21 protein-coding genes are annotated in these 20705 nt (G+C 29.3%); 18 read left to right on the top strand and 3 right to left on the bottom strand.

Features of this window, described 5'->3' with window-relative positions:
* Positions 1-36: 36 nt before the first annotated feature.
* From KVH43_RS04425 to tnpB (KVH43_RS04340), 18 genes are all read left to right on the top strand, one after another.
* A complete protein-coding gene (locus KVH43_RS04425; RefSeq protein ID WP_218283663.1) occupies positions 37-1503 on the top strand; it encodes a hypothetical protein in 1467 nt (488 codons plus the stop codon).
* Positions 1504-1518: 15 nt separating this feature from the next.
* Positions 1519-2313 carry a two-component system regulatory protein YycI gene (yycI, locus tag KVH43_RS04420; RefSeq protein ID WP_218283662.1) on the top strand — a complete coding sequence of 265 codons (795 nt, stop codon included), beginning with the start codon at positions 1519-1521 and terminating at the stop codon, positions 2311-2313.
* A 337-nt stretch (positions 2314-2650) separates the two neighbouring features.
* Positions 2651-3907 carry a UDP-N-acetylglucosamine 1-carboxyvinyltransferase gene (locus KVH43_RS04415; protein ID WP_218283661.1) on the top strand — a complete coding sequence of 419 codons (1257 nt, stop codon included), beginning with the start codon at positions 2651-2653 and terminating at the stop codon, positions 3905-3907.
* Positions 3908-3974: 67 nt separating this feature from the next.
* On the top strand, positions 3975-4781 hold the full coding sequence (locus KVH43_RS04410) for an MBL fold metallo-hydrolase (RefSeq protein ID WP_218283660.1): 807 nt from the start codon (positions 3975-3977) through the stop codon (positions 4779-4781).
* Between the two features lie 173 nt (positions 4782-4954).
* Positions 4955-5122 (top strand): CxxH/CxxC protein, encoded by a 168-nt coding sequence (locus KVH43_RS04405; RefSeq protein WP_218283659.1) that lies wholly within the window; start codon positions 4955-4957, stop codon positions 5120-5122.
* 41 nt (positions 5123-5163) lie between these two features.
* Positions 5164-5643: a 23S rRNA (pseudouridine(1915)-N(3))-methyltransferase RlmH gene (gene rlmH, locus KVH43_RS04400; RefSeq protein ID WP_218283658.1), complete on the top strand. Its 480-nt coding sequence runs from the start codon at positions 5164-5166 to the stop codon at positions 5641-5643.
* A 508-nt stretch (positions 5644-6151) separates the two neighbouring features.
* Complete coding sequence (locus tag KVH43_RS04395; protein WP_218283657.1) at positions 6152-6700, top strand: hypothetical protein; 549 nt, start codon at positions 6152-6154, stop codon at positions 6698-6700.
* A gap of 38 nt (positions 6701-6738) precedes the next feature.
* The gene (locus KVH43_RS04390; RefSeq protein ID WP_218283656.1) at positions 6739-7146 is read left to right on the top strand and encodes a hypothetical protein; all 408 of its coding nucleotides are present in this window, start codon (positions 6739-6741) and stop codon (positions 7144-7146) included.
* A 320-nt stretch (positions 7147-7466) separates the two neighbouring features.
* Complete coding sequence (locus tag KVH43_RS04385) at positions 7467-8453, top strand: DUF2971 domain-containing protein (RefSeq protein WP_218283655.1); 987 nt, start codon at positions 7467-7469, stop codon at positions 8451-8453.
* A 342-nt stretch (positions 8454-8795) separates the two neighbouring features.
* Positions 8796-9641, top strand: coding sequence for a hypothetical protein (locus KVH43_RS04380; RefSeq protein ID WP_218283654.1), 846 nt, complete (start codon positions 8796-8798; stop codon positions 9639-9641).
* Between the two features lie 342 nt (positions 9642-9983).
* Entirely contained in the window at positions 9984-10442 is a 459-nt protein-coding gene (locus KVH43_RS04375) for a TFIIB-type zinc ribbon-containing protein (RefSeq protein ID WP_218283653.1), read from the top strand.
* Positions 10429-11232 carry a hypothetical protein gene (locus tag KVH43_RS04370; protein WP_218283652.1) on the top strand — a complete coding sequence of 268 codons (804 nt, stop codon included), beginning with the start codon at positions 10429-10431 and terminating at the stop codon, positions 11230-11232. The genes KVH43_RS04375 and KVH43_RS04370 overlap by 14 nt, the downstream gene beginning before the upstream one ends.
* A 172-nt stretch (positions 11233-11404) precedes the next feature.
* Entirely contained in the window at positions 11405-12535 is a 1131-nt protein-coding gene (locus tag KVH43_RS04365) for a hypothetical protein (RefSeq protein WP_218283651.1), read from the top strand.
* A complete protein-coding gene (locus KVH43_RS04360) occupies positions 12528-12821 on the top strand; it encodes a hypothetical protein (RefSeq protein ID WP_218283650.1) in 294 nt (97 codons plus the stop codon). The genes KVH43_RS04365 and KVH43_RS04360 overlap by 8 nt, the downstream gene beginning before the upstream one ends.
* A 437-nt stretch (positions 12822-13258) precedes the next feature.
* Entirely contained in the window at positions 13259-15313 is a 2055-nt protein-coding gene (locus KVH43_RS04355) for a tetratricopeptide repeat protein (RefSeq protein ID WP_218283649.1), read from the top strand.
* 174 nt (positions 15314-15487) lie between these two features.
* Positions 15488-16774, top strand: a complete 1287-nt coding sequence (locus KVH43_RS04350) for a hypothetical protein (RefSeq protein WP_218283648.1) — start codon at positions 15488-15490, stop codon at positions 16772-16774.
* Between the two features lie 477 nt (positions 16775-17251).
* Positions 17252-17578, top strand: a complete 327-nt coding sequence (gene tnpA / locus KVH43_RS04345; protein WP_218283647.1) for an IS66 family insertion sequence element accessory protein TnpA — start codon at positions 17252-17254, stop codon at positions 17576-17578.
* A complete protein-coding gene (gene tnpB / locus KVH43_RS04340; protein WP_218283645.1) occupies positions 17572-17922 on the top strand; it encodes an IS66 family insertion sequence element accessory protein TnpB in 351 nt (116 codons plus the stop codon). The genes tnpA (KVH43_RS04345) and tnpB (KVH43_RS04340) overlap by 7 nt, the downstream gene beginning before the upstream one ends.
* A 203-nt stretch (positions 17923-18125) precedes the next feature.
* Here the strand turns inward: tnpB (KVH43_RS04340) and tnpC are convergent, their stop codons facing one another.
* The 3 genes from tnpC to tnpA (KVH43_RS04325) form a co-directional block, all read right to left on the bottom strand.
* The gene (gene tnpC, locus KVH43_RS04335; RefSeq protein ID WP_218283646.1) at positions 18126-19724 is read right to left on the bottom strand and encodes an IS66 family transposase; all 1599 of its coding nucleotides are present in this window, start codon (positions 19722-19724) and stop codon (positions 18126-18128) included.
* Positions 19725-19813: 89 nt separating this feature from the next.
* Positions 19814-20164, bottom strand: coding sequence for an IS66 family insertion sequence element accessory protein TnpB (gene tnpB / locus KVH43_RS04330; protein WP_218283645.1), 351 nt, complete (start codon positions 20162-20164; stop codon positions 19814-19816).
* A complete protein-coding gene (gene tnpA, locus KVH43_RS04325) occupies positions 20158-20445 on the bottom strand; it encodes an IS66 family insertion sequence element accessory protein TnpA (protein WP_218283644.1) in 288 nt (95 codons plus the stop codon). The genes tnpB (KVH43_RS04330) and tnpA (KVH43_RS04325) overlap by 7 nt, the downstream gene beginning before the upstream one ends.
* Positions 20446-20705: the final 260 nt, after the last annotated feature.

Here is a 20705-nt window from a genome sequence, read left to right as displayed (position 1 = left end):
CATCCTAGAACAATATGAAGATCAGGGTGTGTGTTTATGAAGAAATTTGGCAAAGAAAATTTTAAAACAGTTCTGTTATGTATGCTTTTTATGTTGAGCATAGCACTTAATCAACAGTTGTGGAAGCGTATTTCACTAACTAAAATAATACCGTCTATAAGGCAGACGGAAACAATAGAGGTAAAAAACAAAGGGAACATAGATAATATTGCTGATATTCTAAGCCCCCAAAGTTTTTGTATTAACTTTGGGGGTGGTCTTCATACAGTTTTTTATGCTGATGCTTATGGCATATGGGAAGGAGTTCTTCAAAGCTTTAAAGATGAGACCTTTAAGGAAGAGCTTCAAGTAGAGTCAATTGATCAAGAATCGTGGGAAAAAGCAAGAGCTTTTCGATCAATTGAAATAAATTTTGGATATAATATTTCTGTGAATCTATTAAGTGAATTGGTCAAAGTTAATGATATAAAAAAGATTGATACATTAGATGGTTTTGATAGCATCTTGATTTCATCTAAGGATAATGATAGTATCTACATGGCTGATCATACAAAAGGAAATTATTATATGATAAAGGGTTTAAAGAAAAATAATAATATTTTGAAGCTTATAAAAAATATTGAAGAAAGCGGATATGATGCTTATTATGCTATGCAGGATATATATTCAGTAGAAAATGAAAGTCTTATGCCTATTGAATTAAATAAAGATATACATGAAGTAAAAGTTATTCAAGAAATTGACCCAACAAATGAAGGGCAGGTAGAATCCTTTGCAGGTACTTTTTTTGGAGAAAATCTTGATTTTGTTAGAAAAATAAGAGAAACGAGTGGCTCAGTTATATTTATGTATGGATATGGACAAAAAGAGTTGAAAATTGATGATTTAGGTGTACTTCAGTATATAGAAAAGATAGATGCTGAAAAAGCTTCTAAGAATATTTCCTTTGAAGATGCGTTAAAAATAGCTCTTCAGTTTATTAATAATCATGGTAGTTGGGCGAATATAGATATTTATTTGAAAGATGTAGAAGAACCTGAAAAGAATAGATATATTTTTTCTTTTGGATATAGAAAAAATGGCTTGCCTGTTTATTATAAAACTGAAGATACAAAAAATATGACAGATGCAGCTGTTCAAGTAGAAGTATTAGGGGAACAGGTAATATATTACAAAAGATTTTTAAAAAGAGAAAAAATTTCTATCAAGTTCTTAGAAGATGAAGAAAATATGACGATTTTAACAGCACCTCAAATACTCGATATGAATTTTGGCTTCATAAAAGGAGATTTCCTGAGAAATATTCAGAAAGATGTAGTTTTGGATCAAGAAGAAATTCAAAAAAAAGTGCTGTCAACTATTAAACAAGTAGATATAGGATATTATAATGAGCCTGAGAGAGAACCAAATCAATTAACGCCTGTATGGATTATAAAAACAGATAAAATGATTTATTATTTTGATGCATATAATGGTAGAATGATTAGTCGAACCCAAATATAACGGATGGTGAAGCTTGTGGATTGGGGAAAAGCAAAAAACATTTTGATTATTGCTTTAATTATTACAAATATTTTCTTGATCTATAATATAGAAAAGGATATATTTATGGAACATGCTTCCTCTATAATAAAAGAGGAAAATATACAGGACGTTGTTGCTATTTTGAATGAAAAGAACATAAAAGTAGAAACAGAAGTACCACGAATAGTTTTAGAATTACCATTATTAAATGTAGAATACGAAACTTATGATGAGAAGAAAAGAAACGAAAAATTTTGCATAGAAGATAATGGCAAGGTTATTAAATATGAAAATTATGACGAAAAATATCATATAAAGAACTTAAATAAAAAAAAGGCTATTCGTGAAGCAGAAAATTTTATAAAAAAGTATGGTTTTAAGAGAAGTGATGCAGTATATTGGGAAACGAAGCATGATAGAGGAGAATATCATATTTTATTTAAGCAAAAATATAATGGAAGATTTTTAGAAAATAGCTATATGCGTGTAACTGTAAGCAAATCTGGTGTCAACAAATTCGAAAGAATGTGGTTAAAACCGTTAAATACAGATGCTAATAAAAGAGAAATTATACCTGCTACAAAAGCACTTCTCAAATGCATGAATGATATTGAAACATTACAAGGAGAAGTTGTAATAAAAAATATAGCTTTAGGCTATTGGTTTGATCCATCTCACATTAGCTTAACCAATTCAGAAAATATAAAATCAGGAACAGCAGTGCCTGCGTGGAGAATACTCTTAGCTGATGGGCAGACTATATTTGTTCCAGCTTATGAAAATTATTAGAAAATAAATGAATAAACTAAAAAGTAGAAGTTTTTTATAATGACTTCTGCTTTTTTAGTGGAAAAATCATTTTTAAATGTTATTATTTTCTTATCATTAAATACTTATCAAATAATTATATTGATGATATAATGTAATGAGATTTACATATAATCAGAGATCGTTTCCATTTATAGATTAACAGCTTGTAAATGAAATATCATCAAAAATGTTCATGTGATTTTTTTATGTTTTGATATTTCATGTTTAGATTTTTATGTTGTTTACCTATAAATGACAAAGAAAGAAACTAAACAGAATATAATGCATAGATTATTGAAAGGGTTGGAAATACCAAATGAGTAAACTTTTGATAGAAGGCGGACATAAGCTAAAAGGAAAGGTAAATATAAGTGGATTTAAAAATGCTGCAGTTGCTATTATTCCAGCTTCCATTTTAGCAGGAGATTTATGTACTATAGAAAATTTACCAAACATTGAAGATGTACATGTATTGAAAAGAATATTAAGAGACTTAGGTGCTAAAGTAGAATTTGATGAAGAAAAAAAGGTTATGCGTGCAGATACAGCAAATATAGAAGAGTGTTTTGTACCATATGAATTAGCAAAAGAGCTAAGAGCTTCTTATTACTTATTAGGGGCTTCTCTTGGAAGATTTAAAAAAGCAAAGGCTGTTTTTCCAGGAGGATGCAATATTGGGTCAAGACCTATCGACCAGCATATTAAGGGCTTTGAAGCATTAGGGGCAAAGGTAACTATTGAGCATGGTATTATTCATGCCGAAGCAGAAGAATTAATAGGTGCAGAAATATATTTAGATGTTGTTAGTGTAGGAGCTACCATCAATATTATGATGGCAGCCTGTAGAGCTAAAGGAAAAACTATTATTGAGAATGCAGCTAAAGAACCTCATATCGTAGATGTAGCAAACTTTTTAAATGCAATGGGAGCAGATATAAGAGGTGCAGGAACAGATGTGATTAGAATCAATGGGGTAGATGAAATGAGGGGATGTACTTATAGTGTAATCCCTGACCAAATAGAAGCAGGAACCTTTATGATAATGGCAGCTGCTACTGGTGGAGATGTGATTGTTGATAATATAATTCCAAAGCACCTTGATCCTATTACAGCAAAGCTGAGAGAAATGGGATTGCGAGTGGAAGAAAATGGAGAATCTTTAAGAGTTATAGGAAAAGAAAAATTAAAAAATGTTAATATCAAAACATTAGTGTATCCAGGATTCCCTACAGATCTTCAACAACCTATGTCAGCTCTTTTAACTCAGGCACGAGGGACAAGCATTGTTGCAGAAACCATATACGAGGGAAGATTTAAACATGTAGATGAATTAAAAAGAATGGGTGCAAAGATTAAAGTTGAAGGCAATGTGGCAATAATTCAAGGAGTAGAAAGATTATCTGCTGCAAAAGTTGTTGCTACAGATTTAAGAGCAGGTGCAGCTTTAGTAGTTGCAGGATTGATGGCAGAAGGGATTACAGAAATAGACAACATCCATTATATTGATAGAGGATATGAAGCTATAGAGAAAAAGCTTTTAAATTTAGGAGCAAAAATTAAAAGAGCGGAATAAAAAAAGGCAGGTGCATGCGCCTGTCTTTTCATTTTAAGCATCATCAAAATCACATAGGAGGAATATTATGGGATTTACATTTTGTTCATTAGCTAGTGGAAGTAGTGGGAATTGCCAATATATTGAAAGTGCAAATACAGGCTTATTAATAGATGCAGGATTATCAGGAAAGAAGATTTATCAGTCTATGGAAGCTATAGGAAAAGATATGAAGAATATACGGGGAATATTAATAACTCATGAACACAATGATCATATCAAGGGAGTAGGGATTTTATCAAGACGGTTTAATATTCCAATATATGCAAATAATAATACTTGGAAAGAGATGAAGAATAAAATAGGTAAAATTGATGAAGAGAATATAAGATATTTTCAGACGGGAGAAGCTTTTTTTATAGAAGACATAAAGATAAAACCTTATAGTATATCTCATGATGCGATAGATCCAGTAGGATTTTCCTTTTACCATGATGATGCAAAGGTAAGTATTGTTACAGATACAGGATATGTACCAGACACAGTAAAAAATGAGATACAAGGTTCAGATCTCTTGATGCTTGAAGCTAATCATGATGTAGAGATGTTGAAGATGGGAAGATATCCTTGGTATTTAAAGAAAAGAGTTATGAGTGATCAGGGACATCTTTCTAATGAGACAGCAGGAGAGATTATAGCAGAATTGATGGAGCTAAATATGCCTGTAAAAAATATTCTGTTGGGTCATTTGAGTAAAGAAAATAATTTTCCAGAATTGGCATTTGAGACAGTTAAAAATATATTGGCATCTAAAGATATAAAAATTGGATTAGATATTCATATAGACTTGACTTATCGAGATCAGGTGAGTAGTGTATATAATATAAAGAAATAATATAATAAGAGATATAGAGAAAATACAAGTATAAATACAGACCAGGAAATGAAGTTTTGTTTTTTCAAAAGTTATCTGGAATGAACTATCTTTTATGTTTTATTTTGAAGTTGTTTATCTGATAAGATTTATAATGAAAAGAAATACTATAAAACTGGTTTGGAGTGAAAAATATGTATGTAGTGTGTTCTGAGCATCTTCCTGAAGCAATTGATGAATTTGTAGAAGTCTATGAGCAACCACCAGATATTTATGAATTAGACAAAGTTTCATTTACAGATTGGACTAGTCCCCATACCTGTGATTTTTGTGAATTACCACCTAAATATTTAGTTGTATAGACGAGGGTAGCCTCGTCTGTTTTTATGAGGGGAGAGATTTTATGAATATAACTATTATTGGAGTAGGAAAGATAAAAGAAAAATATTTAGTGAGTGCAATTAATGAATATAAAAAAAGGCTTTCTAGATATTGTAAACTACATATGATTGAAGTGATAGATGAAAAAGCACCAGAAAATTTAAGTGATAAGGAAATGGAACAGATCAAAGATGCAGAAGGAGAGAAAATATTAAAGCACATAAAAGATGGAATGTATGTAATAGCATTAGATATAAAAGGAAAAATGCTCTCATCAGAAGAACTCTCAGATAAATTAGAAAAGCTAGGGGTTGGAGGAAATAGCAGCATAGCCTTTGTTATTGGAGGTTCTCTTGGCTTATCTAAGAAAATATTAAAAAGAGCAGACTATAAGCTTTCTTTTTCTGCAATGACTTTTCCTCATCAGTTAATGAGAGTAATATTACTTGAGCAAGTTTATAGAGGGTTTAGGATTATGAGGGGTGAACCGTATCATAAATAGCCTAATAGCAAATTTAGTTATAAAAATCTATTGCATTGATTAGAGTAATCAAGTAAGAGATAGAGGTTAAAGAAAGTAAGGATAGTTTATATATACCTTTTATAAAGAAGCTTAATTTAATAGGAATAATACCTATTAGCTTATGAAATTCTATAACATTTAATCAATCTATGGTTTATAGAGTGTAAGTAGAAGCAAGCAAGATCAAAATGATATTAAATTTGTATTTAATGCAGGATTAAAGATCCTGCATTTTTCTTTTCTTGAAATTTAAGTTAGGAAATGTAAATTGACATCTAAAGATTGAAATTAATGTAAATATAATCATAAGAATGCTATAATATGTATGTACTTGAAAAATATTTATCATTATAATGAAATACTATCTTATTATAGATTAGATTCTCAATATGTTTATAATGAGAATCTACTAGAGCATTTAGATTAGGTGGCAAGCAATGTACAATTCAACTAATCATATTAATGCAGTAAAATAGGAGGGGTTAGAATGCCAAAGAATTATACTTTATATTATCCAACTATTGAATTTAGTAATTCAGAATGGTTATGGTCTGCTGCTCTATTATGGGATAGAATATATAGAATTGTTCCAACCGATTATCAACCAAAAGATAGCAGAAATATTAAGGAGCTCATATCAAATAGCGACTTTATATCGAATATTGATCCAAGTAAATATTCATTAAAAGCAGGCGAAGCGTTTATAGAAGGTTGTAAAAAGGAAACTTGGTGGGCAGCAGCACTAGATAACTCAAAATATACGCGTAAAAATTATGTAAAACTGCATAAAGACAAAGCTGATGTGAGATTACGTGAAATGATACTCGCACAAGATACAAAAGACAATAATTGGCTTAATGTACCACACGATATGGCTTCAATATACATGTTGTTCTTAGCGAACTACATTGCAAAAAGCAATGATATATCTTTATCCACAGATTATACAGAAGCTTGGTGTGTTGGTGTGGTTCGAATTTTTTTCAACATGATGGAAATATTTCGGATTATGAAGAAGAATCACAAACTCAATTAGCTTGCATAACTATTAGTGATTTTATACCAATTAATATAATGGATATTCAGCCAAGAGAGTTAATTAAATTAAGAGAAAAACGAAAAAATGAAAGACAACGCTTTTTCAACAGTATTAAAGAATTGAGTGTTAGGATATCAGCATGTGAAGATGAGAAAATCATTGAAGATATTATTGAAGATTACCTACAAGAAATTGAAGAATCTGAAAGAGAGTATAAAAAAAGTATGCGTGATACTAATGTTTTGGGGTGGATGGGAGTTAGAAGTTTAATGGTGCCTGCTCTACTTCCAGTAATGCAATTATTTGCTGATATGCCTGAAACTACCCTTAAACATCTAGGAGTATTAGGGATTGGAATAGGCGTAATCGGAGCTTTTTGGGAAACACGAAAAAAATACAGAAAGAAAGAGAAAACTATGAATATAATTATCTCTTGCAATTAGCTGCTGCACAATCACGCAATTATTTGGGTGATTGTAGATATAATTTCCATGCGGGATATCAGCAATATCTGTATGATGATCTCAATCATTTTTTGAGAGACTGAAGGTATTCAAAATTCCATATATTAGAGTGGAATAATAGGGTGAACATTATTTATACAACTTAGAATGCGCAGTGCATTCGTAACTCAATGATATAACTTTAGATTATCCATAGTAATCACACATTAGGCTAATAATCTGGAGTTCATATACTGAATGTTTTAGCAATAATGTGAAGAATGTATATTTATAAAATCAGATAAGGAGAAAGTGTACATATGGTCAAATTTTTTTACAAATATACACGTTTGCGAGAAGATTTTTTCAGGGATTTCATGCTTCGAGCTACACCATTTAAGGCTCTTAACGATCCGTTTGAAGGAATTTTTAATGAAAAACAATTTAAAGATGCAAATAATAGTTTGAATGCTTATTTCACTAAACAGGGAAATATTGTGGATAAATTGGAAGACTATGAATTGGATGGGATAATGGGTACATTACAAAGTGATTTTGATGATGTAGGTGTTTTGTCCTTCACAGAAGATTATACGAATCCGTTAATGTGGGCACACTACGCGGACCAGTATAAAGGAATAGTATTAGAATTTGATTCTGAAAAACCGCTATTTCAAGATTCTATAAAGTTTTTAGGGAATCGAAAATCCAGATTTGGTAAGCCCTATTTAGGACACATATATGAATTCCCAGAAAAAGTTATGTATCGAAGAGAAATGCCAAGTTTTGATAGACCTGAACAATTACAACCTAATTCAGATGGAGAGTATCATTGGATTAAGTTCCTTTATTCTTTATTTTTTACAAAGTCTAACGATTGGATATATGAAAAGGAATTACGTTCTATTGTTCAGTTACGCGATGCAGATAGAATTATTTGTACAAAAGATAATCATCTTATAGATGTTCTGTCAAAATGTCCTGAAATTAGAACAGAGGATCTTGCTGATGGCAAAATTCAAATAACTTATCCAAATGAGTATGAGATGCATGAAAACATGGGGGATGAAAGTATAAAAGCAGAAATATATATGCATACATCTTCTTTTAATTCTTCCAGTATACATTTGTTTAGAATAAATCCAAAGGCAATAAGTGGCATTTACTGTGGATGTAAATGTAATTATAAAAAGGTACAAATGCTCGTTAAAAGAAACAAACAATTAGCACACCTAGAAAAAAGCATATATAAGATGGAGGTTGACTCTCATCAATACCAACTAAACAGAAAACCAATAAACATATAGCTTAATCAATTACACATTATCCATAGTAAGTGGATCTAGCAAATTAGGAGATATTAAATATATTATATAAACGAGTATTGTGACAGTATCTGAAAAAGATGCTGTTTTTTATTTTTTACATTTACAAAATTATACAAGAAAATAAACAATAAGCCTACATATATGGTAAAATATACCTAGTTAAAATTTTAGAGTCATTTGAAATATTAGATTGATTATAGATTGTGTTTATAATAGGTATTTGTCAATATAGAGTAATTCAATATTTACGTTGCAAAGCTCACAACCGTTAGATAGCAGAATCAACTAAGTTTTATAAAAAAATAAGTAAAGGAGATTTTTATGAAGAAATATTATGTAGAGAGAAATGGTTTAATAAAGAAGAATTTAAATATATGCCTTGATGAATTAATTACTTTTTTTGAACAGATATATAGATATTTTAGTAATAAAGAGTATTTTGATTGTGCTCAAAATGGTATATGGCGAAAGATACCATATACAAATGATGAAGAACAAATTATAGCTCCAACTCTTGCACCGTCTCCTGAAATCTTTTTTGCAAATCAATTACAGTCTTCTGAAATATGGCCAATATTGCAATATTCCGAAGACTATACTGAAGAGATATTATTCACAGTAATTGAAATATTGTATGACCATATTGCTGTGTACGATTATATTAATTCCGAATTAAAGAAAGAAGAACCACAAAAAGAGTTTGCAGAGTACATTAATAATATCTTAAAAATGTATTGCGATGGATATTATCTTGAGCCACAAAATGGATTTATTATGAAATTGCCCAATGAAGCATTAAAACAGCAATTATCTTATAAGGGTGATGAAATGACGAATGCAGTTTATACTAAATTATCTACAGCAACAGAAATGTATTATAGATTTGATTCAAATATGGAAATGAAGAAAAAAGCTATTAATATCTTAGCTGATATTTTAGAGGGTGAACGTGAAGGTGTTAAAAATATCTTAAACGATGAATACAAAATAAATAAAAACGAGCATGATAAGTTGATTTTCAGTATTGTAAATGGATTTAGTATTAGACATAATCGAGCAGATCAAAAGGAAGATTATAGTAAAGAAATTTGGTATGATTGGATGATGCAATATTATACTAGTGTAATAATTGCATATTATAGATTGAAAAATAAGTATGAGGAATGATCCCCTGTGTTAGCATATCTGACGAGTTATATGGGAAATTTATACAGTAATTAAATTAGTCCCCAAAAAATTTTTTACTTAAGTATCTTAATAATTTATTACCACTATATGCTGAGAATATTGTAATAAGTCCTGAATTCTGGGATACTTGGACAATAGCCAAGCGACATGAATTTATTAAAATAATAGAATTGAATCTTTTGACAGGGGTATTAAGCTCAAATTGTGAACAGTTAAAAGTTTTAATTTGTTTAAGGGAAGTTAAGTGGAGAATAGATAGAAAAGGTACAGTTATTAAAAAGACCTGTAATAGAAAATTAGAATATAGAAGGGGGCGAGCATATGACTGATATACAAATGGAAATATCTATTCCAGCGGATAATGATGGTTTTGTGTTATTGCAGTGTCCACTATGTGGAGAGTTTTTTAAATTGAAGCCAAGGGATATGGAAGAAGATAACGTTATAGAAATTTGGTGTCCATGCTGTGGATTAAGAAGTGAAAATTACTTTACAGAAGATGTAATAGAACTTGCAATGAAAATGGGGACTAATATTGCAATGGATAGGATATTTGACGAAATGAAAAAGTGGGAAAAACAGTTTAAAGGGTGTGGAGTTTCATTTAATGCTGGAAAGAGACCACCAAAAGAAATAGAAACACCTATTGTATCAGGTATTGAAGCTTTGGAGATGCAGAAATATAAATGTTGCAAAAAAGAAGCCAAAATAAAACCTTTAATAAAAATGTGTGGCAGTTACTGCCCGTATTGTGGGGTGATGTATGATGAATTTGAATAAAAAGGAATTAAAAATAATTAGTTATAACTTTAATTGTATGGCAAATAGGTTGCTTAGAGTTTCTTATATAGAAATTTATTCTGTACTCAAAATGTTTATAGGATATATTGAAAATACATCAATAATTAATGATTATGTTAGAGCATGTACAAGAAAAGACTTTGATGTTACTCAAGAAGTACAGGAAGTTAGCTCTAGTTATGGACGAGCAATATTTGATTTAGGGAATACAATTGAAGAAGAAATTTATACTGTATATACTATATTGAAATATATTTCAGAAACTGAAGGAGACATTGTGGGAATAGCAAGGAGTTATTCTGACGCAAGAGCATATCAAGATATGGTTAAAGATTTTAACAATAGAGTAACTTTGGTATTAATAAATCATATTGAAGCTTATTTAACTAGAATAGGAATTGAAATGGGTTATGATGAGGATGTGAAATATATGATTACAGTTAATGGTCAACAAGTTAATATTGCAAAAGATCAGTCAACAATTAATGCAATACAAAATAATGGAACTAATTCAGATGGATTAATAAAATTAGTAGATAGTATTAAAGAATTATTGGATGACAATGTTCCAAAAGATGAAAAAGAAATGATTGAGGAAAATATAGAAACCATACAAGAAGAATTGAAAAAAGATATACCCAAGAAAGGACTTATTAAGACTTGTATAATGGGATTAAAAGTGGCCATTACCAATATACCGACTGCAATAGAACTTAGTAACAACGTAGAAAAATTTATAGAATTTGTAAAGACGAAAATTCCTCAATGAAGCATAAATAAATATAGCTGTGGATATGAAATTAGATAATTATTTTTTAAAAAAGTGTAATTACAATATTTGTAAGATATGCTTGGATACAATTATCTATATATCTATTAGGCTAATAATGGAAAGCTGAAAATTTAATGTGTTTTGCTGCAAATATAATCGGGGGGATTACATGGATACAAAAAATACACTGTTATTCGGGAATGGAATAAACATTCAATTTGGCGATAAAGAGAATTCAAATAGAGAAATAATTTTACGTGCAATAAATGAAACTAAACAGCAAGATTATCCAAGACACATCATAGTAGATGAACCTGTTCTTATACTGCAACTTTTGGGATATTTATATGCTCAAATAGGTGATATACTAGATCATAAGTATGATCAATATGCTTTTACAACGGATGAAAAGAACAGTTTGAATGATTTTATTGAACGCTATGAAAAATGGGACAGTATTAATTTAGTGGATGTTGGGTTTGAAGATTATTATTTAATATATGATCTTTTTTGCTATAAAAATAAGATATATAATCCAGATAAATTTTATATTAGAGAGGCATTAAAATGCTTTTTTCTCTATTCTATATATAATCATGGAAAAGTTGAAAAGATATATTACAATTATCCAAATGGTCTCAAGGAGTTTTTTGGACAGTTTCAAGATATATTTACAACAAACTACGATAAAAATGTTGAAATATTTAGTGGTCAGAAAATAAACTATTTACATGGCTCATTTTATATAAAAAAAGATATATATAAACCGAATTCTTTAAGGAATAGTTTGTCTGATAGGCCAATAAATAACTGTGTAATAGATGATGAGCATTTTTACTTATATTCAAATGCGTTGACTTCTTATAGTGGAAACTCAAAACTATTTATTATTAAGCAGGCGATTTTAGCAAATGAAGGAATGGATAAATTTGCAAAAGGATATATAGAAAAGCCAGAGATTCAACAAGATGTTGATATGTGGAAAAATGATGAAAATATTTTAGTAAAGAATCTGTATGAGACAATTAAAATAAAAATTAATAATCCAGATATGAAATTTGATGAGAATTATCCGATAAAAGAGTTTGAAGCTATCAAAGGTACATTAACTATAGTTGGTTTATCTCCAAATAATGATATTCATATATTTGAGATGATTGATAATAATCAAAAAATCAAAAAAATTATATTCTACTATTATGAAAAAAGTCAAATAGAAGATGTTAAAAAACTTATTACACATCATAAAGATATACTAGAATTTGAAGAAGTTCAAAAATTGTGGAAGGAGTATGAGTAAATTTATGGGTTATGTACAGAAAATGTATGATATATTAACTGTTACCAAAATGTTTACTGGTAGTATTATGAAACCGGAATATACAATAAAAATGTATAAAGAAATGACAAAACCCAAGAGAAAATATTTATATGATCTAATGTCTAAATTCTTAAGGCATCATAAACTTGAAAATGATGTCCCACTGATAATTGTTGAGCTAAATGTATTGGCGGCTAGAGAGAATGTTGATACTTCGGTACTTATGTTGGCATATTTGGAAAAGGGTAGGTTAAAAAGAATATAAAATAAAGTAGCTTCCCATTATCCATAGCAAATTATACGAAGGTAGGTGTAAAAAAGCTCAACCCCTAAAATAAGGACTTGAGTTTGAAATTAAATTTACCTCGCCTAACTTTGGATAATTAAGATAGCGCGAAACTGCGGGAATATAGGTAGTTACTATAGGGAAAGAATGGTTTTTTATTGGATAATTTTTCAAATAAATTAAATGTTTAGTTAAAAAATATAATAGCGAATATACAAAAATAAGATAAAACAAAGAAATATGGACAGCATTTCCCTCTCATCATAATAGGGCATATTTTTAATGTTATGAAGTTTTTACAGTGATAGGAGGAGATTTGCAACAAATAAACCTATTAAGGTTGATAGAGCTACAGTGAGGACATTTTGATATATCTCTTCCTGTAATTTTTTGTATTAGATGAAGAGCGGTGGAGTATGACAAAAGAAAATAACAGATTAGTGGATCAACGAGGAACAGGGTATTTTACATATGTTTGTAGTGAACTCGGAATATTGTTTAGGAATGAGAAAGATCATGATAAGGGTATTGATGGTGATATTGAGTTGGCACATGTCAATGTACCTAAGAAAAGAATTAGTGTACAGTTAAAATCTCGAACAAAACCTTATATTACTAAAAAAAATACTACCTCTATTACTGTAACACAAGAAAATTTAGATCATTGGGCAAGTAGTGGACGTCCAGTAATCTTAGTAGTATATGATGATGCTAATAAGTCACTATATTGGACAAGGGTTGATAACGCAGAAGATACTTTAATACAGGTTAGTACAAAATCACTGTTTAATGAGAGTGCATTAGCTGATTTAGCAATAATTTTGTCTAGGTATTACCACCGATTGTCAACGAATATCGCAAGTTTTTCAGATACTTTAAGTGAGATTGGGTTTACAGATTTAGATAGTGAGATTACAGGTGAAATGGAAAATAAAATCAACAAAGCTTATGAATCTGTTAAAAAAAATGAATATGAAAATGCTTATGACATATTTATGAGTTTAACAGAAACATTTCAGAGTAATTTTTGGTTGAAGTATAATGCTGGGGTCTGTGCATTAAATATTTGTGAGATTGATACAGTTTCTGAAATTGTTAATAAATTATACATTGAACATCCAAATAGGGCTGAAACTTATGAGTTGTTTGGGAATTATCTTGCTAGTATCGGAAATTACAGAGGAGCTGAGGAATTTCTCAACAAAGCAATATCATTAAATAGTAAGTGTTCTCATATATGGAATAGTTTGGGATTACTATATTACTGTATGAAAAGACATCAAAAATCAATTAAAGCATTTGAAAGGTCTATTGAGATTCAAGAAAATGCTAAAATATATTTTAATATAGCAATATGCTATGTTTCTGCTAATGAAGTAGAATTAGCTTTGGAATTCTATGATAAAGCAATACATATAAACAATAAGTTCTATGATGCATATATCAATAAAGGAATCCTACTAGCTTCACTATTTAGAATAGAAGAAGCTAAGGAATGTTATGTAAATGCCATTGCAATCTCACAAAAAAGAAATGAAGCTTTTATTAATCTAGCTACATTGTTAAAAGATTTAAATGAGAACGAAGACTCCATGAATTACTTTCAGAATGCACTTATTAACGATACTGAGTGCAAAATATGCCATAGCAATATTGCTTTATTATATTGTAGATTGGGGGATAAGACCAATGCATTGAAGCATTTTTCACTATCTATAAACCAATTTGACGCTCAGAATCATGAAATTAATATTACTGATATTGGTTATGAATGTGCATATATAATTACACTAAATCTAAATAACAATGATATAAAAATAACTAGTATTTCAGAATTCGCGTTGTTTAATAGAATACCAAGCTTAAGAGCTATTGGAAAAGATTTAGATCAAGAAGACATTGAGAGAGATGTAATTTTAAAAAATTCTTTAGAGAATCTAAAAAATACTAATGAGAGTAGCATTTTTATTAGGAATAAAAATAATAAACAAAAAACGAAAAACAATACAAGAGGGATGTGGTTTTTTGTTAGTTCTGACTCTGAAGAACTAGGGATTTCATTATGTAGACTTGTTGCCTATAGTATTGAGGATCAAGACTATTTCAAAAAAATAAAAAGAGAAGTCATAAGACAGTTGAAGATAGAATATAAACATTCAGACATTGAAAAATTAAATATTGAATATGAAGACAAATCATATAATGGAAGTTTTAGTACATTCCGTGATGAATCAGGAATAGTTTCTATTAAAATTTTCAAAAGGTTAACAGGAGAGATAAGTTTTCATGTATTTTTAGGAACATATACTCTTAGTGGAATTATGAATACTGATAATATTAAAACATTACAAGGGGTTAGAAATACTAGAGAATACAATTTGCCAGTAAGTTTAACTTTTACATCCTTTGTTGATGGTATTATTGAGAATATTACTATAAAAGATATTTACAATATTGAGTTTGAGATATAATAGAGAACGAAGATTTCTTTGAAAGTAAATTGTATAATATTGAATAAGTGATTGTTACAGAGGATTGGTTCTAAACATCATATAATATAGCATTTGCAAACAGTCCGCAAAAAGCATGTGGACTGTTTGTAACATTCTAGAAACGTTAGACGAGAGATTAAATGGAGGGATTGTATGAGCGAAAAAATCTTGTATGCTTTATATGAATTAATTTATTCAAAAACACCATCTGATGTGTATAGTGGATGGACAAGCATTTTAGGAGATTATAGTGAGTATTCAATTCAAACGTGTTTAGATGAAGGTACCAATATTCTTTTAAATGACAAGTTACAAAAAATATTAAATAGAGAAGCAACATATTTTGAACCATATTTTCAATCTAGCAATTTTTATTTTCTAAGTAAAAGTGTTTTTGAAGAAATGAAAAATGCAGGTTTAGGAAGTTATACTTTTACTATTGATCACTCAGTATCATTTGATTCGAATTTTACTAGATATATAAATGATTTTTTAAATGATTCTTCTAAAGTGACTACAGATTATAGGTTTTACAATACAATTGATATTTTGCTCAAAGAAGATATTAACTATGATTATTACTTCTACTTATTAGAAAACTATGAAAATGTATATTTGGCGAAAGGCAAGGATAAGAAGACAAGAGAAGATGATATAGGAAAGTTCTATAAAAATCTTGTTAATTTAGAATTGTTTAAAAGTATTGATAAAAATATTTATAAATCAACAGGAAAAATAGAATTTACAATAAGTGAGAGTGAAGCGTATATATTTGCTGATGAGATTATAAATGGATTCTATAATTCACATAGAGGAAAGGAAGTATTAGAATCAACGATAGTCCAGAAAAAAATATTGATGGTAATGATAATAGGCATGTTAATTGTTGGCATGAAGAGTAAAAAATCTGCAAAAAACAAAATGCCTGATTTTATAAAATATTGTTATGACGAAATTGGTATTTTTTATGAACGAGAAAGTAGGATTGCATTTGATTATTTTGAAAATAAAGGTCATTATCAGATATTTAAATATATACAGAGAGGTAAAAGTCATCCTCAATTGAAGAAGGAAATAAGTAATATAGCATGGGATTTTCAGGCTACTAGAGTGATGGAAAGGTTTATTATAGATAATGATAAAGCAGAATTCTCTATACCTGTTTTCTTAACTTTCGATGAAAACTTACGCAAAGTATTAGGCAAGTTTAAGGCAAAAGGTGTAGTTATAAACAAAAAGGAATCTTCAATTGTTCCTTATACAAATAGTTCAAGTATTGATTTTTTCAATAAAAAGGGTTGTTCAACGGTTTTGGATATTTTTCAAGATCCAAATAATAAAAAAGAACGTGTGATGAGATTCAACGAGAATAAGAAAAAAATTGACAAGATAATTGATGAAAAAATCTGTGAACTGTACAGCATTATTAATAGAGCATAATCATTTAATCTTTCATCTAATACGCGAGTTAGCGACATGCCAATCTTAGGACTAGGTGTTGCGCAAGTACGGATGTATGATGGCTATGGAGTTATAAGTGGAGTATGAGTAAGGCGCGATCGCGAACTTCGAGAACGCTATCTGTAATAGCAAAATTGTTTATGTTCAGTGAAAATTGGAATTTTCAATTCTCAAATACATGTGGTATTAAATGAAAAATAAAGAAAAAGATGTAATTAAGAAAAGCATTTATTTTTTTAATAATAGAAGAATAAATGTTTTTTTATGCTTAAAAATTAAAATAATAGGTAAAATACAAAAATATGAGGGTTAAAATTTACAGCTGAAACATTAGTTAAAAACTAATATTTCAGCTATATTTATGTAACCGTCAAAGATTTTCTGCCTAGTAGTTTGTACCTTACTTTGCTAGAATAACAGATAACAAAATCTATTGTATAGGAGGAGTTACCTGTTATGAAGGAAGAATCACCAGCTATTGACTGGGAAGATATTTTGAATAGATTTTCTTTACATAAAGGAACTATTAGATCTTTTTGCAAAGAAAATAACATTAGCATCCATCAACTATATTACAGAAGAAAAAATATCAAAAAGAAAGATCATCAAGTATTTCATGCTATCAACATTAAAGAAAAAACTTCTAAAAACGTATCTACTACATCTACATCGTATCCAGCAAATAGTATTAAAATTGAGATAGGAAAAGCCAAAATATATATTCAAAATAATGACAAGGCTTCTCTATCATCCGTTTTGGAAGCGATTATGAAGACATGTTAAATATAGATAAAATAGATACAGTATACTTAGCCTGTGGGGCTACTGATCTTAGGAAAAGTATTGATGGATTAAGTATCATTGTTCAAACCCAGTTTCAGCTAGATCCTTTTGAAAAGGCATTATTTGTTTTTTGTAATAGACAGATGAATAAGCTTAAAATACTACATTTTGATGATGGATTTTGGTTATACTACCATCGCTTAGAAAGAAATAAGTTTAAATGGCCTATGTCAAAAGAAGAAGCCCTTAAAATTACAGTAGAAGAATTAAGATGGTTGCTTAAAGGATACGAAGTAAGAACTGTTTCAAAATTTAAACCAATCAAAGGGAAAAATCATTTCTAAAAGATACCACAAAATCAAATTGGAGCTTAAAAATTCAATGATTTTGTGGTATAATTACCTGAATTTTAATAAAAAATGAGGGTAAAAACATGAGTGATTTGTTCGTATCCGTCAAAAAATAGATGCATAGAAAATAAATTTAATACCTGATAAAATTTAATCCAGTAGCAGAATTATCTCTTACTGGATTAATCTTTTTTAAGTTAAATTTTTAGTTCTTTTGGGATTTCACTGGCCCAAGGAAGAAGTTTTGATAAAGATGATTTATCTTTGTTTTGAAGCTTTGATAATTCATCCATTAAGTATAGTAGATATTTTTCTACTGCTAGGTGATTAAGCTTTGCTGTTTCTATAATACTATAAAGCAGTGCACTTGAATCTGCTCCTTTTGATGATGCTGAAAAGAGCCAGTTTTTACGACCTATTACAAATGGCTTTATGGATCTTTCAGCTCCATTATTATCTATTTCAAGTGTTCCATTTTCTAAAAAGATAAAGAAATTTGGTAAAAGTTTCTTTGTGTATTCTAGCACTTTTCCTAGTGGACTTCTAAGCACTGCATCTTTTATTTCTCTATCTACATAATTCATAAATTCTTCTATTATTGGCTTAGATTTTTCAAGTCTTGTTTTATAACGTATATTATAGTAATCTTCTTTTTCACTATGCTCTTCTCTAAGCTTTTTTTCGATTTTATAAAGCTTGGCACAATAATTAAACCCTATTAATGCTCTTGATTCTTTTAGGGCTTCTTCATTTAGATTTACTATAATTTCATGAAATTTTCTTCTTATGTGAGCTAGACAATATATCCTTTTTACATTTTCAATCTGATTATAACCTGTATAACCATCTGTTTGAATAACCCCAGCAAAATCTTTTAGAAAGTTCTTAGGGCAAGAACCTGACCTTGTCTTTTGATAGTCATAAAGGACTATTGGGGCTTTTTTGCTTGGAGATTTATAAAGCCACATATATTTCTTTTTCTTTGAATCTTTTCCCTTATCATCTATTACCCGAAGGGTGGTTTCATCAGCTTGAATATAGTCTCTTTTTACAAGCTCTTCTTTCATAAGGTCATAAATAGGTATGAGTGCATTTGCCGATTTTATGATCCAATTTGATAAGGTTTGTCTTGAAAGCTTTGCTCCCATCATTTTAAAGTATGATTCTTGCCTGTATAAAGGCATCGCATACTGATACTTTAAATTGATCACATGACTAAGTATCTCATTTGATGCCATACTTTTATATAGTAAGGTACTAGGAGCTTTTGTTGTTATAATATTTGCCTGATCATCTCTTTTTTCACAGGATTTACAGGCATAGCTATAGATTATATGCTCTTCTACATATAATTTTGCTGGAATTATTTTCAGAATCTCTTTTGATTTCTTCCCTATAACTACTAAATCTGATGAGCATTTTTCGCAGACTTGTTCATTTTCATCTAATTTATGTTCAATCACTACTTTTTCTAAATTCGCTAAATTATCTTTTTTACCTATATTTTTAGAGGGCTTATTTCTCTTGTAAGTGATTTCTTCTATTGTTGGTTCTTCTATTTTTAAATTGCTGAATTTTTCAGCTTCATCAAAGATGGATATTTGCATTGAGTTTGTTTGCTCACTAGAAGAGCCGAATATTTTTCTATTTTTATTTAAAATTTGATTTTTAAGGTAGAATAACTCATTTTTTAGATTAGTAATTTCTTTATCCTTAGATGCAATTTCTTTTTCCATTTTTGAAATCAGTTCTTTAGTTTTTTTATCTAACTGATTTTTGTTGAACAAATCACTCATATTTTTACCCTCATTTTTTATTAAAATTCAGGTAATTATACCACAAAATCATTGAATTTTTAAGCTCCAATTTGATTTTGTGGTATCTTTTAGAAATGATTTTTCCCTTTGATTGGTTTAAATTTTGAAACAGTTCTTACTTCGTATCCTTTAAGCAACCATCTTAATTCTTCTACTGTAATTTTAAGGGCTTCTTCTTTTGACATAGGCCATTTAAACTTATTTCTTTCTAAGCGATGGTAGTATAACCAAAATCCATCATCAAAATGTAGTATTTTAAGCTTATTCATCTGTCTATTACAAAAAACAAATAATGCCTTTTCAAAAGGATCTAGCTGAAACTGGGTTTGAACAATGATACTTAATCCATCAATACTTTTCCTAAGATCAGTAGCCCCACAGGCTAAGTATACTGTATCTATTTTATCTATATTTAACATGTCTTCATAATCGCTTCCAAAACGGATGATAGAGAAGCCTTGTCATTATTTTGAATATATATTTTGGCTTTTCCTATCTCAATTTTAATACTATTTGCTGGATACGATGTAGATGTAGTAGATACGTTTTTAGAAGTTTTTTCTTTAATGTTGATAGCATGAAATACTTGATGATCTTTCTTTTTGATATTTTTTCTTCTGTAATATAGTTGATGGATGCTAATGTTATTTTCTTTGCAAAAAGATCTAATAGTTCCTTTATGTAAAGAAAATCTATTCAAAATATCTTCCTAGTCAATAGCTGGTGATTCTTCCTTCATAACAGGTAACTCCTCCTATACAATAGATTTTGTTATCTGTTATTCTAGCAAAGTAAGGTACAAACTACTAGGCAGAAAATCTTTGACGGTTACTAAAAACAATGTATTTATTTAATAAGGGTGAACCGTACCACAAGTAACGGCGGTCTTTTTATAATATGTTTCCACATATGACACACGTGGAGACAGTTGTCTTGATGTCACGCAAAGATAAATAGGTC

This window comes from Crassaminicella indica (genome assembly GCF_019203185.1).
GTDB lineage: Bacteria > Bacillota > Clostridia > Peptostreptococcales > Thermotaleaceae > Crassaminicella > Crassaminicella indica.
This window is presented reverse-complemented; position numbering and strand designations above follow the sequence as displayed.

Coding starts and splice junctions, on each gene's coding strand:
- KVH43_RS04425 (WP_218283663.1), top strand. CDS start 37: ATGAAGAAATTTGGCAAAGAAAATTTTAAAACAGTTCTGTTATGTATG.
- KVH43_RS04415 (WP_218283661.1), top strand. CDS start 2,651: ATGAGTAAACTTTTGATAGAAGGCGGACATAAGCTAAAAGGAAAGGTA.
- KVH43_RS04410 (WP_218283660.1), top strand. CDS start 3,975: ATGGGATTTACATTTTGTTCATTAGCTAGTGGAAGTAGTGGGAATTGC.
- KVH43_RS04405 (WP_218283659.1), top strand. CDS start 4,955: ATGTATGTAGTGTGTTCTGAGCATCTTCCTGAAGCAATTGATGAATTT.
- rlmH (WP_218283658.1), top strand. CDS start 5,164: ATGAATATAACTATTATTGGAGTAGGAAAGATAAAAGAAAAATATTTA.
- KVH43_RS04395 (WP_218283657.1), top strand. CDS start 6,152: ATGCCAAAGAATTATACTTTATATTATCCAACTATTGAATTTAGTAAT.
- KVH43_RS04390 (WP_218283656.1), top strand. CDS start 6,739: ATGGATATTCAGCCAAGAGAGTTAATTAAATTAAGAGAAAAACGAAAA.
- KVH43_RS04385 (WP_218283655.1), top strand. CDS start 7,467: ATGGTCAAATTTTTTTACAAATATACACGTTTGCGAGAAGATTTTTTC.
- KVH43_RS04380 (WP_218283654.1), top strand. CDS start 8,796: ATGAAGAAATATTATGTAGAGAGAAATGGTTTAATAAAGAAGAATTTA.
- KVH43_RS04375 (WP_218283653.1), top strand. CDS start 9,984: ATGACTGATATACAAATGGAAATATCTATTCCAGCGGATAATGATGGT.
- KVH43_RS04370 (WP_218283652.1), top strand. CDS start 10,429: ATGAATTTGAATAAAAAGGAATTAAAAATAATTAGTTATAACTTTAAT.
- KVH43_RS04365 (WP_218283651.1), top strand. CDS start 11,405: ATGGATACAAAAAATACACTGTTATTCGGGAATGGAATAAACATTCAA.
- KVH43_RS04360 (WP_218283650.1), top strand. CDS start 12,528: ATGAGTAAATTTATGGGTTATGTACAGAAAATGTATGATATATTAACT.
- KVH43_RS04355 (WP_218283649.1), top strand. CDS start 13,259: ATGACAAAAGAAAATAACAGATTAGTGGATCAACGAGGAACAGGGTAT.
- KVH43_RS04350 (WP_218283648.1), top strand. CDS start 15,488: ATGAGCGAAAAAATCTTGTATGCTTTATATGAATTAATTTATTCAAAA.
- tnpA (WP_218283647.1), top strand. CDS start 17,252: ATGAAGGAAGAATCACCAGCTATTGACTGGGAAGATATTTTGAATAGA.
- tnpB (WP_218283645.1), top strand. CDS start 17,572: ATGTTAAATATAGATAAAATAGATACAGTATACTTAGCCTGTGGGGCT.
- tnpC (WP_218283646.1), bottom strand. CDS start 19,724: ATGAGTGATTTGTTCAACAAAAATCAGTTAGATAAAAAAACTAAAGAA.
- tnpB (WP_218283645.1), bottom strand. CDS start 20,164: ATGTTAAATATAGATAAAATAGATACAGTATACTTAGCCTGTGGGGCT.